The organism is Methanomassiliicoccales archaeon (assembly GCA_014361295.1).
Classification (GTDB): Archaea; Thermoplasmatota; Thermoplasmata; order Methanomassiliicoccales; family JACIVX01; genus JACIVX01.
In genome coordinates this window covers 1-15542 of the sequence record JACIVX010000007.1, presented here as the reverse complement: position 1 = coordinate 15542, position 15542 = coordinate 1, and the positions used below count along the sequence as shown (strand labels likewise).

The window sequence follows — 15542 nt, the reverse complement described above, 5'->3', positions numbered from 1 at the left end:
CGGGCACGAAAAGCAAAGGCCACGGTGATCTACACTCAGGATTGGCACGCTTCTGACGATCCGGAGTTCCGCATCTGGCCGCCTCACTGTGTGGCGGGAACCTGGGGTGCGGAGATCATTGCCGAACTTGCTCCGCAACCCGGGGAGCCCACCGTGAAGAAAACTTCCTACGATCCATTCTTTCGCACGGGGCTCGAGGATCTTTTGCACGAAAAAGGCGTGGATCACGTGGTCATTGTGGGGACGGTGGCGAACATTTGTGTTTTACATGCCGCGAGTTCTGCGGCCCTGCGGGGCTTTCGCGTGATCGTGCCGAAGGATTGTGTCAGCGCCCTGAACGAGTTCGATCTCCTTTTGGCCTTCCGCCAACTCACCTTTCTCTACCGCGGCTTGGCCTTGCCGCGGGAGAAAGGCATAAGGTTTGTCTAATCAGCGCGCCGCACCGTCCTTGTAGCCAGAAGTTTTGCGCCGGATCCGAGAAGGTCCTCCACAATGATTTGCCCTAGCTCTACCGGGGCTTCTACACGAAGCGTGCGAATGAAAGCCATAATTTCAGGAATAAGGCGCTTGGGAACCGGTCGATCGGTACGTACGGAAACCAAAGGGTAATCGCCGCCCAGTACTTTCACACTTGTGGCTAAAACACGTTTAGGATCGGTCATTTCTTCCCGGGCATAGGCCTCGCCACGCGTACAGCGATTGCCCTGAACCAAAACCCTTCCAGAATCCTCTCTCACGAGAAGCTCACAACCCAAAGGACAGGCGATGCACACGAGTCTCATTGGGGATGGACCTCCACGGTAGCTTCCGAACACCGTTGTAGCTCGGCTGTGGCTTCTGAAGAAAGCCTGATCTCCACCATTTCTGCCGGTCGAAGTCCTAAATGAACTTTGCTGTATACCGGGGAGATCTTCACGCGGGCTTTTGGAAAAGGACGGATGACGCGGAGGAAAAGACGCGCGGGCTCGCCAGGAATGAAAGCTTGGGGCACAAGAGCGGCCACATTCTGCCCGCGTTTCAAGGGCACACATGGCTCCCCCTGCATCTCCCCGCAGGCAAAACGCGCGGCAAACCGTCCGGCCTCCTCGCCCACAGCAGCCACAGTGTCCACCAGATCAAACACCACAAGCGCATTCCCCACCACAAAAAGCCAAGGATGCTCTGTCTGCCAAAAGCTGTTCACTCTGGGGCCGCGCTGGACGTGATCACAACTAAGAAAACCCTCAAGAAGCCGAATCTCAGGAATGAGGCCCACAGAGAGGACAAGAGTGTCCACTTTTATGAACCTCTCCGTCCCTGGAATGGTTTTTCCCTGTTCGTCCACCTCTACCAAAGTCACGCCTGTGAGCCGATCCCGGCCGTGGATTTCGCTCACCGTGGTGCGTAGGAAAAGGGGAATCCCGTAATCCTCCAGACACTGACGGACGTTTCGAAGAAGCCCGCCGGGGAAAGGTTTGATTTCCGCTACGCCTACGACTTCCGCACCTTCCAAGTGAAATCGGCGAGCCATGATCAGCCCGATGTCACCAGAACCTAGGATAAGCACGCGTCGGCCGGGAAGAAGGCCGTGGATGTTCACTAGGCGCTGGGCCAGGCCGGCGGTGAAGATTCCGGCGGGCCTGGTTCCGGGGATGAGAAGGTGGCCAAGTGGGCGCTCCCAGGCTCCACAGGCCCAGACCACTGCTTTTGCTTGCACGCGGACAAGCCCATTCGGCCCAACAGCCAGGATCTCCGGTTTTTGAGGATTCACGTTGATCACCGTGTGAGAGAAAGCTACCTCCACTCGAGCCTTTTCCAATTCCGTATGGAGCCGAAAGGCAAATTCTGGGCCGGTAAGCTCCTCTTTATATCGATGAAGTCCAAAGCCAGGGTGGATACATTGATCAAGTACCCCGCCCAAGCACGTGTTCCTTTCAAGAAGAAGGACAGAAGCGCCTTCCCGGGCGGCAGCCGCTGCTGCAGCCATTCCCGCTGCACCTCCTCCTACCACAGCTACTTCCACTTTCCAAACCTTAATCATGGTCGCACTGGGCCAATCACAATCGGACTTCTTTCGCTCTTAAGCTTTATGTCTTCAGCTCCTTTCCCAAGCTCACGGGCGAGGATGAGAAGCAACTTGTCCGTACAAAACCCCCCTTGGCAGCGGCCAAAGCCGGCCCGTGTGCGGAGCTTGATTCCATCGATAGTTCGTGCACCTCGCCGAATCGCTTCCACTACCTCTCCTTCGGTGACAAGGTTGCAAAAACACACGATGCGGCCAAACCGCGGATCTTGACGGATGAGTTCATCCCACTCTTCAGGGGAAAGGTCGGCTACACGTGGCGGTGGGACGCGGCGTGGGTTCCAATTCCTTGGGGAAAGGTGCCACTCCGTGGCAATGACTTCGTGGACAAGAAACCGAGCGATGGCCGGAGCAGCTGTGAGTCCTGGGGAACGCATGGCCCCAGCCTGATAAAACCCGCGAATTTTTGTAGGTCCCACCCAGAAGTCGGCCGCCGCGGTTTCTGGGCGCAATCCAGCAAAGCTCTTTATAGCTCGGGAAAAATCAAGGTCGGGCACAAGCCGCTTCGCTCCCTCTCTTACCTGCTGCAGCCCTTCTTGGGTCGTCGTCGTATCCGCTTTGTCATCAACGTCCTCCGCCGTGGGGCCAAGAAGAAGGTTTCCATCAACACTGGGGACGACCAGGATTCCCTTGGATTTAGGAGTCGGACAAGGGAAAAGAACGGAGTGAATGTTTGTTTCTCCCTCAAGCAAGATGTATTGACCACGACGGGGCCGAATTTCTGGAACATCAAGGCCGGCCATCCTCGCTACCTGATCGGCAAAGAGCCCAGCAGCATTTACTACTATTTCTGCAGCATAGAAACCCACATCAGTTTTAATCCCTTTGACACAACCATTTTTTACTTCAATGGTTTGAACTTTCTCAGCAAGGTGGAGTTCGAGGCCGTTCAAAAGAGCATTTTCCACCGCAGCTTGGGCCAAAGCCCAAGGCTCGGTGACGCCCACGGTTGGGGCCCAAAGCCCAGCCACTATCTTAGGGTTTACCTTGGGCTCGCGAGCTAGTATTTCTTCAGTTCTTTGGATTTCCAGGCCGGGGACGCCGTTCTTTTCTCCTTGTGCTAGAAGCCGCTCTAATTCAGGAACTTCTTGGGCATGCAGGGCCAAAACATAGGCCCCTGTTCGACGAAAAGGTACACCGAGCTCCTCACAGAGCTTAGGATAAAAAGCATTCCCTTTCACACAAAACCTGGCTCGAAGCGTTCCGGGCTCGTCGTGGAAGCCGGCATGAACGATAGCAGAATTAGCCTTGGTCACCCCAAAGCCCACCTCAAGCTCTCGTTCAAAGAGAAGAACTGTAAGGTCATACCGACAAAGCTCCCGGGCAATGAGAGCACCCACTACACCTGCACCAATAACCACTGCTCTCATCAAAACCCCTTCGCCCAACCCTTGGCCCGCTCCACTGCTTGTCTCCAGCCTGAAAGAAGCCGTGTTCGCTCCTCCTCATTGATGTGGGGAAGGAATCGGCGGTCCTCTTGCCAAAGACGGCGGGTTTTTTCCAACGACCAAATCCCCAGGGCAACACCGCAGGCAAAGGCCGCCCCTAAAGCCGTGGTCTCTAGAAATCTTGGCCTGACCACAGGTATCCCCAGAATTTCTGCTTGAAACTCACAGAGAAAGTCGTTTTTAGCTGCACCACCATCCACCCGAAGCTCCCGAATCCTCCAAGGTGTGGCGGTCTCCATCACTCTAAGGAGGTCATGGGTTTGGTAGGCAATTGCTTCAAGAGCAGCCCGAGCCAAGTGGGCCTTGGTCGTGCCTCGGGTGAGCCCCACAATCGTTCCCCGCGCATAGGGATCCCAGTGGGGCGCCCCAAGGCCGACCAGGGCAGGAACAAAGTAAACGCCTTCGTTATCTGAGAGACTTCGCGCAAGCTCCTCGGTTTCTCCAGCGTCTTTAATAATGCCAAGCCCGTCACGGAGCCATTGCACCGCCGCTCCGGCCACGAATACGGAGCCCTCCAAGGCATAAAAGGCTCGGCCGTCAACAGTATAGGCTACGGTGGAGAGAATTCCTTCTGGTGGGGGAATGGGGGTCTCCCCGGTGTTCATTAGGAGGAACGCCCCGGTACCCCAAGTGATCTTCGCTTCCCCTTCCGCGAGACAAGCTTGGCCGAACAGCGCTGCTTGCTGGTCGCCGAGGACTCCGGCTACCGGAACCTCTGCACCCAGCAACTCTTTCTTCGTCCGTCCAAAAATGGTAAGGCTCGAGCGGACTTGGGGCAGGGCGGTAATAGGAACGGAAAAAAGCTCACAGAGGTCCTTATCCCAGGCCAGGCGATGTATGTCAAAAAGGAGGGTGCGGGAAGCATTGGAGTGGTCTGTGGCGTGTTCTCCTGTGATGGAGAATAGAAGCCAGCTGTCTACTGTGCCCACGAGGGCTTCTCCGCGCTCGGCCTTTCGGCGAAGCGTTGAGTCCGTACGGAACAACCACTCCACTTTGGTCGCCGAAAAATAAGGATCGGGAAGAAGCCCGGTCTTGGCTCGGAGCTCCTTGGTTACGAGCGCATCGTTCTGGAGCTCGGCACAGCGGGGAGCCGTCCTTCGGTCCTGCCAGACAATAGCTGGAGCAAGGGGTTTTCCAGAGTTTCTGTCCCAGACGACCACAGTCTCTCTTTGGTTCGTGATTCCCAGGCCAGCGAGATCTGAAGCCTTGATCCCCGCCTTCTCCAGCGCCTCTTGGATGACTTGATAGGCGCAGGAAAGGATCTCCATGGGGTCCTGCTCCACCCAGCCTGGATTAGGAAAAGAAAGGGAGAGCTCGCGGTAAGCGGAGGCTAAAGGCCGGCCGGTTTCGTCGAAGATGAAGAAGCGCACACCGGTAGTGCCGGCATCCAACGCACCGAGATGTACCTTGCGCATAGTTGCCTTTCTTTGCGATTATATGCGAAAGCTTTTCTTAGGCAAAGGGATGCGGATGAATGCCCAGCTCTTCGGCCAGTTTCTTCAGGATCTCGCCCAGCTGAGGATCGAGGGGAACCCCCTTGGCCCGGATCTCTTGCTCACGGAGATAGGCTTTTTCCCCGGCAGTATAAATACGATCTGCACCAGGAGCCTTGGCCGAAGCCCGCAGCGCTCGAAGGATATCGCCCGCAAGCTTCTTGAACTCCTCCAAAGGCAGGAACCGCTGGATATCTAGAGCCAAAAAGAAATGGCCAAGCCGTGAAGGCTTGGGCTTTCCCTCCGCGTCCTGATCGGCAAGCTCCTTCAAGAAAGGCCCGCCGGAGAGAGCCGAACAGAGGATCTCCACCATCGTGGCCAGCCCGTACCCTTTGTGCCCGCCCAGTTCCTCCCCGGCCCCGCCCAGGGGCAGGAAGGCATAAAGACCCTTGGGAAGGCCATCGAGGATCGCTCGGCTATCGGTAGCCGGTTGGCCCTCCCGATCGATCACCCATCCCACAGGCGTTGGCTTTCCCAGACGGGCAAGGACTTCGATTTTTCCACGCTGAGATACGGAAGTAGCGGCATCGAAGCAAAATGGAAAAGGCTCGTCGGTGGGACAGGCAAAGGCAATGGGGTTTGTTCCGAGCATCGGTTCCACCCCGAAAGTGGGAGCTACACTGGGCCGGGCATTGGTGAAGCTCATGCCGATCATCCCCTCTTTTGCGGCCATGAAGGCGTAGTACCCGGCGATGCCGTAGTGGGAGGAATTGCGCACCACCACCGCGCCCAACCCGAAGGCTCTGGCCTTGCGGATGGCCAATTCCATGGCTCGATATCCGGCCACCATCCCCAGGCCATCTTGGGCATCGAGAACGGCTGTGGTCGGCCCTTCCCGCACCACAAGGAGTTTTGTCACCGGTGAAACTGTTCCGTTTCGGATGCGCTTTACATAGAGCATGAGGCGACTGACCCCATGGGATTCGATGCCCCGGAGATCTGCAGCCAAAAGCACATCCGCGCAGATCTCGGCATCCCCTTTTGGCACGCCTAAGCGCAGGAAAACCTCCTCCACAAACTGCCGCAATTCCTCTACAGGTACGCGGATCCTCTCGATCATCCTTCACCTCCGATTTTTTCATCCAAATCCGGGAGCTCAGCGAGGCTTGGGAGCACGTAGTCCGGTTGGAGGGGAGAGCTTTTCAAATCCTCGGGACGAGTAACTCCGGTAAGCACAAGAATCGCAGTGAGGCCGTTTTCTTTCGCCATACGAATATCAGTTTCCAAGCGGTCGCCCACCATTGCGCATTTCTCCGGTGGAAGACCTAAAATCTCGAGGGCGGTTTGTATCATGTAATGGGAAGGCTTGCCAAAAACTTTCTCGACCTTTCTTCCAGTGGTAGCCTCTAAGGCAGCAATCACCGCAGCAGCATCAGGGATTTCTCCATCCTCCACTGGGCATGTACGATCCGGATTGGTAGCGTAAAATCTCGCTCCACGTTTTAAAGCCTGAAAGGCGATATTGAGCTTGCGGTAATCAAATGTACGATCGAAGGCAGCGATTACATATTGGATTTCCGCAGGGTTCTCGCTCAGTTGCAACCCAGCGCGGCGCAATTCCTCCAGAAGAGGTGGTTCACCGATGGCGAAAACCTTGGCGCTCGGTGCTTCCTTAGCTAGCTGACAGGCCAAGATAAACGAGGAATTGAGGACGTCACTTTCTTCGGCTGGAATGCCCAATTGCGTGAGTTTTTCGGCGTAATCCTTACGAGAGTATAACGGTTTGTTTGAAATAAAGAGCACTTTTCTTCCTCGCGCGCGAAGGGTGCACAGAGCCGTCGCGACGCCGGGGATAAGCTTGTCTCCCCGATAAACTGTACCGTCCAAATCCAACAAATATCCCCGTAGACTCATGAGCTCAACCTCTTTCCCAATAAGGCCAGACCCACCCCGCCCAAGGCGGCCACCAATGCCACAGATTGTGGCAGGGCTATTCGCTCACCTAATATAGCTGCGGCAAGCAGGGCTGTGCCTATAGGACTAAAATTTAGAATAACGCTAGCCTCCGTAGCGGTGATGTAGCGCAAAGCTTGAGTATAGAGAAAATAGGCTAAAGCTGTGTTCACCCCAGCGAGAAAAAGAAGCAAGCCCCACCCTTTTAAAGGAAGGCAAGGCAAACCTTCGGTGATGAGGCCAATAAGGAGGAGAGCACCCCCACCAATGCCTAAGGGAAGGGCGGTAAGGGGTAGGACAGGGATCGTGTTGTCCCGCGCCGCCTCCCTGGTAAGGATGGGCATCCCTGTGAATCCTAGGAGACTTAAACCCAAGAGGCCCAGGCCGGGCCAGTCTGCGGCGGTTTTTCCGCCGAGGACAAAGAAGGCTACGGTCCCGCCCACGCTGAGAAGCACTCCAGCCGAGGTCAAACCGGGAAAAGGTTCCCGAAGAAACAAGCGCTCAAGCCCAAGAACAACCACAGGAGTGAAGGACTGCGTCAGGGAGCCGACGGTGGCAGACACCGTGCGCAAGGCCCAAAACAGCGCACCATTGCCGAAAACGTATTGGAAAAAACCAATTAGAGCACAACGCTTCAAGGCTTTTACAGTAAGGGATTTGCGGCATCCATAAAGCCCGGGCAAGAGAAGCAAAAAACCCAGGAAATAGCGGATTCCGCCAAGGGTAAACGGACCGGTATAGACCAAAGCCATCTTTACCAGCACAAATGAAGAGGCCCATATCGCCGCTACTAAAACTATACTCATCCGCGCCCAGATCTTACTCCCCTTACGAAGTGTTCCATCCCCTTTATGCGCATGCATATTGAATGAGCTAGAAATCGAACAATTCTATTTGTAAAACATTGCTGCTGCTCTACTGTTTCTTCCTCTCCCACAGTCGTTTATTATGGCTCGTTCGGAAAGATGTATAAAGTGTCCATAACTGTAGTCTTTGGACCATGTACTGCAACCATCCTGACAGTTACGCCACTAAAGTCAACAGTTACACAAAGATAGTGCGGGATTCCCTCTATACCAGTGACCGATCCGTCAGCGCGCGGTGAATGAAGACGCGACGTAGGGTCGCTCCCGCCCCCGGTAACAAAATAGTGAACAGTATTGCGAACCAAATGCTCGTAAAAATGAATATGCCCACTGAAAACAGCTGTTACATGGTACTGCTCAAACAAAGGTGCCCAAGTCGCAGCCAGCGCTATATTTGCCCACGGGTGAGAACAAAACGGAGGGTGATGGAAAAACACAAATTTGTAACGCGCTTCCTTAGCTAAAACTGTTTCTAGCCATAAAGTCTCCTTATCGAAAAGGGCAAAGTTGGCTGCACTAAGGTACTGTAGATTTGAGTCTAATCCTACGAAGAGCACGTCCCCCCACCAAAAAGCCCACCATTGATCGCCATCTTTGCCTCCGCCTTTAGGAAATTCATAAAAATCATAATACCAATTTGAGTTTTGTTCGTGGTTTCCCAACACTGAATAAAACAATGTGGTGCTTAACAAGGATCGCGCACATTCAAAAAATCTTGTCCACTCCGCCTCGGTTGGTGTTTCAACAGCGTCCCCAACCAATACTGCGAAACTAGCGTTTTCGCGGGCCATCGCATTAGCTACATTTTTGTGAACGTCGTTGTTTAACTGGGCGTCTCCATACACAAGAAAAGTAAAAGGCTTAAACTCCCCGAGTGTAGGTGGAGTTCTAAAACTATATACATCGCTGCATATATTTTCTTCAGAACATACACGATAATTATAGAGGCTGTCAGCGTTCAGTCCTTCAATCATCACGCGACAAATTCCTCTATTGTTGGATTCCACAACATTACTCTGTTTTATTCCTTGATCATCCCATATTTCAAACCGGCTTTTGCTCGCTTGCGGAACTCTCCAACCTATACTCATAACTCCTTTCTCTACATCTGCAACTGAAGCTACAGGTCCCCACCAAGGCACTGTTTCGTGTGCTCCCAAAACCACAGACCACCACGTCAACAAGATCAAACATGCATTCTTCATATTACCTCCTTAATTAATATCCTGCAGCACTTGTAAAAGATTTTGAGGCCAATCTGTAATTACCCCGCTGACACATTGCCACGTTACAGCATCACGCATGACTGAAGGGTCATTAACCGTCCACACAAACACTTTAAAACCTTCCCTCGCAAGCGCAGCACGCAATTCATCGTTCATTAATGTCCATTTAATGCTTACAAAAGATATAGGCAGCGAACGAAGATAGCCAACAACATTTGTTGGTAATTTATCCAAAATAATTCCACTGTTTATTTCATGCGCTATTTGTGTTACATATTTAATCACATTGTAATCAAAAGAACAAATATAAACCATTGTTTCTAGTTTATATTTACAAATGAGTGATACCACTTTTTCTATCATTATTTTATATGTATCAGGTAGTATAAAAGTAAAATATTCTGGTCCTTTGATTTCAATAACTACTTTTAATCCTAATTCTGCAGAAAGCTTTAACGCATCTGCTAATGTTGGAATCTTCTCTGATTTATAACTCTCTATCTCTTCACTGCTAACATAGCCTGCTTTTATAGTTCCAAATGGATCATGTTCTACAAACCAGCTCCCCGCACTTAAGTTTAATAACTCCGTGTACGTAAACTCTTCTAGCAATGTTTTGCGGTGTGGATATTTTTGTGCGACATCAGTAGTCCGATCAAGTCTAGCGTCGTGCAAGAGAACCAGCTCTCCATCTTTAGTCATACGCACATCGATCTCCCACGCATCCGCCCCCAACTCAGCCGCTTTTCGCCCAGCGGCTAATGTATTTTCTGGGGCGACAGAGCTAGCCCCTCTATGGGCGATAACCAAAATTCCGGCTCCCTCTTTAGCATTTACCATAAAATACGCCAAAAGTAAACCAAAACCCAAACTTTTTATTTTTTCGATTTTCCTCATGTCTATCCTCCTTATTTAGACGGAGAAACCCCCAAACCCATTAACAACCACTTTTGAAAGCCAACGACGATAATAAAGGGTACTAGCAAACTAATCGTAGTCGCAGCCATTACAACTCCCCAATCTACTAGAGCTTCTCCAGACGCTGTCATTTTTACAATTCCAATAGTAACTGTGTATAACGAAGGTTTTGTAAGAATAAGCAAAGGCCAGAGATACTGATTCCAACCGGCCAAGAAAAACATAACCAGTAGAGCGGCGATTACAGGTCGAATATTTGGAAAAATCATAGAAAACAAGCATCGAAAAACACCTGCGCCGTCTACGCGCGCTGCTTCTAGCATCTCGCGCGGAAAATTTCGGAGCGTCTGGCGTAACAATAGAGTGCCTGTAGCAGAAATAATGTGAGGTATAATTAAACCAGTGTACGTATCCAAAAGTTTTAATGTCGCTACAATTTTGTAAGTGGTGACTAGTCGCGTTTCCAAAGGCAACATTAAAGTTATAAAGATTAACCAGAAAAACCCTTCCTTGAAGGGAAACGAGAAAAACACAAAACTATAAGCGGCCAACAAGGACAAGATCACTTTGCCTACTGCTATCGCTCCCGCCACTAAAAGAGAGTTAACCATCATCAAAGATAGCGGCGGCGTATGGACTAAAGTCGAGCCATGCTTCCAAGCCTGTAAAACGTTTTGCATAAAGCTTCGCCCAGGAACAAGCGGCATAGCGCCACGCCCAATTACAGCACTGTCGTGAGTTGCCCCAATGAGAACTACAAAGACAGGGAAAAATACAAAACTAATTCCTATGAACATAACAACATACATTAATAATCGCAAAAACCATCGTTTTATTTTTCTTATATTGTTAAACTTGCGCATATTGCACCCGCCGCTGAACAAATTTGAACTGCAATATGGATAAAAGCATACCTATTGCAAGTAGCACCACTGATTCAGCGGCAGATTGAGCCAGCCTCAGATACACAAAGCCATCAAGGTAGGCTTTATAACAAAGCGTAGCTGTAGTGCCAGCTGGCCCACCGTTTGTTAAGGCATCAATGATTCCGAACGTATTAAACAAAGTGTAGCTTGTGTTAACTACCAGTAAGAAGAAAGACGTGGGCGAGATTAAGGGGAATGTGATGCGCCAAAAAACATGCCACTCATTCGCTCCGTCGACATAAGCTGCATCCCACAACTCTTTGGGAATTGATTGTAAAGCTGCAGTAAAAAAGATAAAATTATAAGGTAACCTTTGCCAAATAGCAACAAGAACGATCAGAAACTTTGCTTGAAATGTATTAACAACATAATTCCAATTGATACCCAAAAGCTTAGCCCATCTACTAATAATGCCAATTTGCGGTTGAAAGAGAAACATCCAAAGTACAGCAGCTATAGCTGGCGCTAGGGCATAAGGCATAACCATTGTTGCCCGGAATATGTATGTGCTCCGGAGGCGCTTGTGCCCGATGGTGGCAAATAATATAGCTAATGTCAACGTCAAAAATGTGACTATAATGGCCAGTTCAAAAGAAAACCGAAAGGCCCGAATATACCGGGCATCCGCGAAAAGGGCCTTAAAATTTGCAATACCTACAAAACTCGTTTTCAATCCAAAGGGGTCTGTTTTTAATAAAGATTGCCGGAACGATTCAACCGCTGGCCATATGAAGAAAACCACAGCCAACAAAATTTGGGGAAATACTAACAACATCGGGAGAATTTTGTGTTTAAATAGAGGTCTTTCCATATCTACTCCCTTTTAAAACTAAGGGCTCCCGCTGCATTTGCAGCGAGAGCCCTTCTGCCTTCACTTATAGATGCTTTCGAAATTGCGGAGAATTTCGTTGCCCTTCTCTACGATGTTGCGTAGCGTTTGTTCCACAGTTTGTTGACCTTGTAACAAGGCTTCGATTTCGTCGTAAACAAGATTTCTAATAGCTCCGTAATCTCCCAGACGAATGCCACGGGTATACGGAGTTACAGGTTCACGTAGAAGTTGACGTATAGGCACATCCGCCCCCGGGTTCTGTTCATAATAACCTTGGGCGCGAGCGAGCTCATAGCCTGGTATGGTTACAGGTAGGTAACCTGTATAAGTGTGGTACCAAGCAACGTTTTCAGGCTGTGCCAAAAATGCTAAGAATGTAGCTATTCCTTCAAGCTTTTCCTTGCTTGCCTGAGGGCTCCGCATTACCCACAATGCAGCCCCTCCAATTATGGAAGCATAAGGTGTCGGTGCATACTCTGGATAGAAGGGAAGAAAAGTCTCGCCCCAAGCAAATGTAGCTTCCCGACTAATACGACCCCGGAGTGCTGAGCTAGCAATAAGCATTGCGGCTTTTCCGGCTGGGAAAGTACCGTCAGGAGTGCTATCACGGCCAGAATATACAAACGTGCCTTCATTATACATTGCAAGAAGGTATTCCAAGTGGTGAGTAAAGAGAGGGTGTTGTAATAGTGCAAGCTCTGTTTCCAGCCCTCCAAACCCGTTATCAAGTGTGGCAAAAGGTACATTATGCAATGTAGCTAAGCACTCCAACATTGTCCAGGGGAACCAGGAGACTGTGAATGGAATCTCTGCCGCGTGAGTTTCAAGGATCTTCTTGGCAACAAAACGCAATTCTTCCCAGGTACTTGGCGGAGCATTGGGATCTAGCCCTGCTGCTTGAAACGCATCTTTATTATACCACAAAACCGGTGTGGACGTATTAAACGGCAGCGCGGCTAAACCTCCGCCTGGTAAGGAATAGTATCCGGCTATTGCCGGGATGTATTGGCTCGAGTCGAAGGGTACCCCAGTGTCTTCGAATAGTTTATATATTGGATAGACTGCACCAGTGCTAATTGCTGCCATCATTGTTGCCGTACCCACTTCATAGACTTGAACAATGTCAGGTGGCTGGCCAGCTCTAAAAGCTGCGATGGCGTCAGCTAAAGTTGTTGCGTATCCCCCCTTGTAAGTCGCTGTTACCCAATATTTATTTTGCGAGGCGTTGAATTTGTCCACCAACTGGACGATAGCGTCCCCTAGTAGCCCTTTATTAGCATACCAGAAGGTTATCTCGATGCGCCCTTCTGGCACCTGTTGCTGAGCTAACCCTGTACAACTTAAAACCAAAAGACTACACACTATCCCAATTAAACGTTTCTTCATCGTACTCACCTCCTTTAGTTTTACACAAAGCCTTCAAAAAGTGTTTTTTCCTCAGCCACCACCTCCTTTCAAGCAAGATAAACCTCTATCTCAAACTCCCCCAAAGCCGCCTGCCACTTGAGGTCCAACCCCTCGTCGACAACAACTGCATTTACCCTTGAAAGATCTGCAATTTTTCCGTGAGTAATAACCCCAAATTTTGTGTGGTCGGCTACAACCACTACACGTTGGGCGTGTTTGACCACCTCTGAAACTATCTCTGCCTCCTCCAAGGACGGAATGGTAACACCGTGTTCCACAGAAATCCCATTGGCTCCTAAAAAAGCAATGTCAAAATAAACGCCTTCCAGGGCGCGGTGAGCAAGCGGCCCCACCATAGCATAGGACACGCCCCTAAGATAACCACCGATTATGTAGACCTCTGCCTGAGGAATCTCGGCAAGTTCAACAGCATGCGTCAAGGCATTAGTGAACACACGTAAATTAGGAACGGGCTTCTCTTTAAGAGCTCGCACAATTTCTATTGTAGTAGTCCCGTTTCCAATGAACACTGCCATGCCTTCTTTGATTAGCTCTGCAGCTTTCCGGCCAATTCGACGTTTCTCCTCTAAATTACGCGTGGCTTTTTCGTAGTACGAGGGCTCAGCTGTAACAGGCTCTTTAACGACTGCACCTCCGTGAACTTTTTCGATTAGGCCTCTCTTAGCTAGAATTGCAAGGTCGTTACGGATGGTCATGGGGGAAACGCAAAACGAACGAGCAAGTTCCACTGTGCGCACTGCACCACGACGACGAAGCTCCTCTAAGATGCGACGTCTGCGAAACTCTGTTAGCTCTTTTTTGCTATTTCTTTCCATAAGTTGCGTTTCATTATAAGCATACTTATGCGGGGTGTCAAGTCCAGCTAGCACCATAGCGGCGAATCGAGTAGGTTTTCTACCATGAAAGCGGACCTTCTTCTGCGCGGGGGAAAGATCCTGGACGTGTTTTCTGGACAGTTCTTTACCGGAGATTTAGCCGTCGACGCTGGAAAAATCTTGGGGTTTGGGGCGGAGGAAGTGGAGAAAGTCGAAGATTTGGACGGCGCGTTCGTCGTCCCCGGTCTCATCGATACTCACGTGCACATTGAAAGCTCAAAACTTTCGCCGCGGGAATTTGCCTGCGCCGTCCTTCCCCACGGCACCACCACCGCTATCGCCGATCCCCACGAAATCGCCAACGTCCATGGCTTGGAAGGGATTCGCTGGATGATCGAGACTACCCGCGATCTTCCCCTTCGTGTCTTCTTCATGGCTCCCTCTTGCGTTCCGGCAAGCCCTTTGGAGACCTCGGGTGCGATCTTGGGGCCCAAAGAGATTCGGGAGATCCTTTCTTGGGAGCGGGTGATCGGCCTTGGAGAAGTTATGAATTTTCCCGGCGTTCTCGCAGGAAATCCGGAACTTTTAGAGAAAATTGCAGCAGCAAAGGGAAAACTCATCGATGGCCATGCACCCGGTCTTTCCGGGCCGGATCTTTGGGCTTATATCCGGGCCGGTCCGAAAACAGACCACGAGTGCACCACCCTCTCTGAGGCACAAGAAAAGCTGCGGGCTGGGATGCATATCCTCATCCGCGAGGGAACCACGGCCCGGAATCTCAAGGCCCTTATTCCCCTCCTCACCCCGGCCTCTGCGCCTTTTGTGCATTTCTGCACCGATGATCGCGAGCCGGAAACTCTGCTTGCCGAGGGACACATGGACGATGTGCTGCGCAAGGCCATTGAGCTCGGGGTTTCGCCGGAGCTCGCCATCCAGGCGGCCACGATCCACGCCGCCCGGGCCTATGGCCTTTGGGGCTTGGGAGCCATGGCTCCCGGGTATCACGCGGATTTCCTTGTCCTTTCTGATCTTTCCCGCTTCAAGGTGGAGGAGGTCTACGTGGCCGGAAAAAAGGTGGCCGAGGCCGGTCAGCTCATCGCGAATCTCTCTCCTTCTCCCCCGCCGCCCCGAGGCTCGATGCAGGTGGACCCGGACCGTTTGAGCTTTCGTATTCCCGCGCAGAAAGGAAAAGCCCGGGCCATCGGGATCATTCCCGAACAAGTTGTAACGGAGGAGCTATGGGTTGCGCCGAAGATCGTGAATGGGGAGGTGGTGGCCGATCCCGCGCAGGATATCCTCAAGATCGCGGTGGTGGAAAGGCATCGCGGCACGGGAAACGTGGGGCTGGGATTGGTGCAGGGCTTTGGCCTCAAGGCCGGGGCTCTGGCATCCACCGTGGCCCATGATTCCCACCATATCGTGGTGGTGGGGACAAACGATGCGGATATGCAAGCGGCGGTGGCTGCCCTTGTGGACTTGGGAGGCGGTCAGGTCGTGATCAAAGATGGGAAGATCCTCGCGGCTCTGGCCCTTCCCATCGCCGGACTCATGTCCGATCGCCCGCTTTCCGAAGTTGAACGAGGATGCAGGGAGCTTCGCCGTGCCGCCTGGTCCCTGGGAACGAAGCTTTCCGAT

At 51.4% G+C, this 15542-nt stretch carries 15 protein-coding genes; 2 read left to right on the top strand and 13 right to left on the bottom strand.

Features of this window, described 5'->3' with window-relative positions; all coding sequences use genetic code 11:
• The coding region (locus H5T41_09820; protein MBC7109059.1) for a cysteine hydrolase at nt 1–429 on the top strand (429 nt) is incomplete at its 5' end.
• Here H5T41_09820 and H5T41_09815 read toward each other — a convergent pair.
• The 13 genes from H5T41_09815 to H5T41_09755 form a co-directional block, all read right to left on the bottom strand.
• Entirely contained in the window at nt 426–782 is a 357-nt protein-coding gene (locus H5T41_09815) for a DUF1667 domain-containing protein (protein ID MBC7109058.1), read from the bottom strand. The two genes, H5T41_09820 and H5T41_09815, sit on opposite strands and share 4 nt — an antisense overlap.
• Nucleotides 779–2020 carry an FAD-dependent oxidoreductase gene (locus tag H5T41_09810; GenBank protein ID MBC7109057.1) on the bottom strand — a complete coding sequence of 414 codons (1242 nt, stop codon included), beginning with the start codon at nt 2018–2020 and terminating at the stop codon, nt 779–781. The genes H5T41_09815 and H5T41_09810 overlap by 4 nt, the downstream gene beginning before the upstream one ends.
• Entirely contained in the window at nt 2017–3432 is a 1416-nt protein-coding gene (locus H5T41_09805; GenBank protein MBC7109056.1) for an NAD(P)/FAD-dependent oxidoreductase, read from the bottom strand. The genes H5T41_09810 and H5T41_09805 overlap by 4 nt, the downstream gene beginning before the upstream one ends.
• Nucleotides 3432–4925 carry a glycerol kinase GlpK gene (gene glpK, locus H5T41_09800; protein ID MBC7109055.1) on the bottom strand — a complete coding sequence of 498 codons (1494 nt, stop codon included), beginning with the start codon at nt 4923–4925 and terminating at the stop codon, nt 3432–3434. Before glpK ends, H5T41_09805 begins: the two co-directional genes overlap by 1 nt.
• Before the next feature lie 37 nt (nt 4926–4962).
• Nucleotides 4963–6063, bottom strand: coding sequence for an Ldh family oxidoreductase (locus H5T41_09795; protein ID MBC7109054.1), 1101 nt, complete (start codon nt 6061–6063; stop codon nt 4963–4965).
• Complete coding sequence (locus H5T41_09790; protein MBC7109053.1) at nt 6060–6857, bottom strand: HAD-IIA family hydrolase; 798 nt, start codon at nt 6855–6857, stop codon at nt 6060–6062. The genes H5T41_09795 and H5T41_09790 overlap by 4 nt, the downstream gene beginning before the upstream one ends.
• A complete protein-coding gene (locus H5T41_09785) occupies nt 6854–7702 on the bottom strand; it encodes an EamA family transporter (protein MBC7109052.1) in 849 nt (282 codons plus the stop codon). The genes H5T41_09790 and H5T41_09785 overlap by 4 nt, the downstream gene beginning before the upstream one ends.
• 140 nt (nt 7703–7842) lie before the next feature.
• The gene (locus H5T41_09780; protein ID MBC7109051.1) at nt 7843–8967 is read right to left on the bottom strand and encodes a metallophosphoesterase family protein; all 1125 of its coding nucleotides are present in this window, start codon (nt 8965–8967) and stop codon (nt 7843–7845) included.
• A gap of 9 nt (nt 8968–8976) precedes the next feature.
• The gene (locus tag H5T41_09775; protein MBC7109050.1) at nt 8977–9885 is read right to left on the bottom strand and encodes a hypothetical protein; all 909 of its coding nucleotides are present in this window, start codon (nt 9883–9885) and stop codon (nt 8977–8979) included.
• A gap of 11 nt (nt 9886–9896) precedes the next feature.
• Nucleotides 9897–10769 carry an ABC transporter permease subunit gene (locus H5T41_09770; protein MBC7109049.1) on the bottom strand — a complete coding sequence of 291 codons (873 nt, stop codon included), beginning with the start codon at nt 10767–10769 and terminating at the stop codon, nt 9897–9899.
• A complete protein-coding gene (locus H5T41_09765; protein ID MBC7109048.1) occupies nt 10756–11643 on the bottom strand; it encodes an ABC transporter permease subunit in 888 nt (295 codons plus the stop codon). The genes H5T41_09770 and H5T41_09765 overlap by 14 nt, the downstream gene beginning before the upstream one ends.
• A gap of 60 nt (nt 11644–11703) precedes the next feature.
• Nucleotides 11704–13050 (bottom strand): sn-glycerol-3-phosphate ABC transporter substrate-binding protein UgpB, encoded by a 1347-nt coding sequence (gene ugpB / locus H5T41_09760; protein ID MBC7109047.1) that lies wholly within the window; start codon nt 13048–13050, stop codon nt 11704–11706.
• Nucleotides 13051–13118: 68 nt separating this feature from the next.
• Nucleotides 13119–13964 carry a DeoR/GlpR transcriptional regulator gene (locus tag H5T41_09755; protein ID MBC7109046.1) on the bottom strand — a complete coding sequence of 282 codons (846 nt, stop codon included), beginning with the start codon at nt 13962–13964 and terminating at the stop codon, nt 13119–13121.
• A 27-nt stretch (nt 13965–13991) separates the two neighbouring features.
• On the opposite strand from H5T41_09755, the gene ade reads away from it, so the two are divergent.
• On the top strand, nt 13992–15542 hold a 1551-nt coding region (ade, locus tag H5T41_09750), incomplete at its 3' end, for an adenine deaminase (protein MBC7109045.1).

Excerpts from the sequence above, each read along its gene's own strand:
- H5T41_09770 (MBC7109049.1), bottom strand. The coding sequence starts at position 10,769 with ATGCGCAAGTTTAACAATATAAGAAAAATAAAACGATGGTTTTTGCGA.
- H5T41_09785 (MBC7109052.1), bottom strand. The coding sequence starts at position 7,702 with ATGAGTATAGTTTTAGTAGCGGCGATATGGGCCTCTTCATTTGTGCTG.
- H5T41_09810 (MBC7109057.1), bottom strand. The coding sequence starts at position 2,020 with ATGATTAAGGTTTGGAAAGTGGAAGTAGCTGTGGTAGGAGGAGGTGCA.
- H5T41_09780 (MBC7109051.1), bottom strand. The coding sequence starts at position 8,967 with ATGAAGAATGCATGTTTGATCTTGTTGACGTGGTGGTCTGTGGTTTTG.
- H5T41_09765 (MBC7109048.1), bottom strand. The coding sequence starts at position 11,643 with ATGGAAAGACCTCTATTTAAACACAAAATTCTCCCGATGTTGTTAGTA.
- ugpB (MBC7109047.1), bottom strand. The coding sequence starts at position 13,050 with ATGAAGAAACGTTTAATTGGGATAGTGTGTAGTCTTTTGGTTTTAAGT.
- H5T41_09805 (MBC7109056.1), bottom strand. The coding sequence starts at position 3,432 with ATGAGAGCAGTGGTTATTGGTGCAGGTGTAGTGGGTGCTCTCATTGCC.
- H5T41_09815 (MBC7109058.1), bottom strand. The coding sequence starts at position 782 with ATGAGACTCGTGTGCATCGCCTGTCCTTTGGGTTGTGAGCTTCTCGTG.
- H5T41_09790 (MBC7109053.1), bottom strand. The coding sequence starts at position 6,857 with ATGAGTCTACGGGGATATTTGTTGGATTTGGACGGTACAGTTTATCGG.
- H5T41_09775 (MBC7109050.1), bottom strand. The coding sequence starts at position 9,885 with ATGAGGAAAATCGAAAAAATAAAAAGTTTGGGTTTTGGTTTACTTTTG.
- H5T41_09755 (MBC7109046.1), bottom strand. The coding sequence starts at position 13,964 with ATGGTGCTAGCTGGACTTGACACCCCGCATAAGTATGCTTATAATGAA.
- glpK (MBC7109055.1), bottom strand. The coding sequence starts at position 4,925 with ATGCGCAAGGTACATCTCGGTGCGTTGGATGCCGGCACTACCGGTGTG.
- H5T41_09795 (MBC7109054.1), bottom strand. The coding sequence starts at position 6,063 with ATGATCGAGAGGATCCGCGTACCTGTAGAGGAATTGCGGCAGTTTGTG.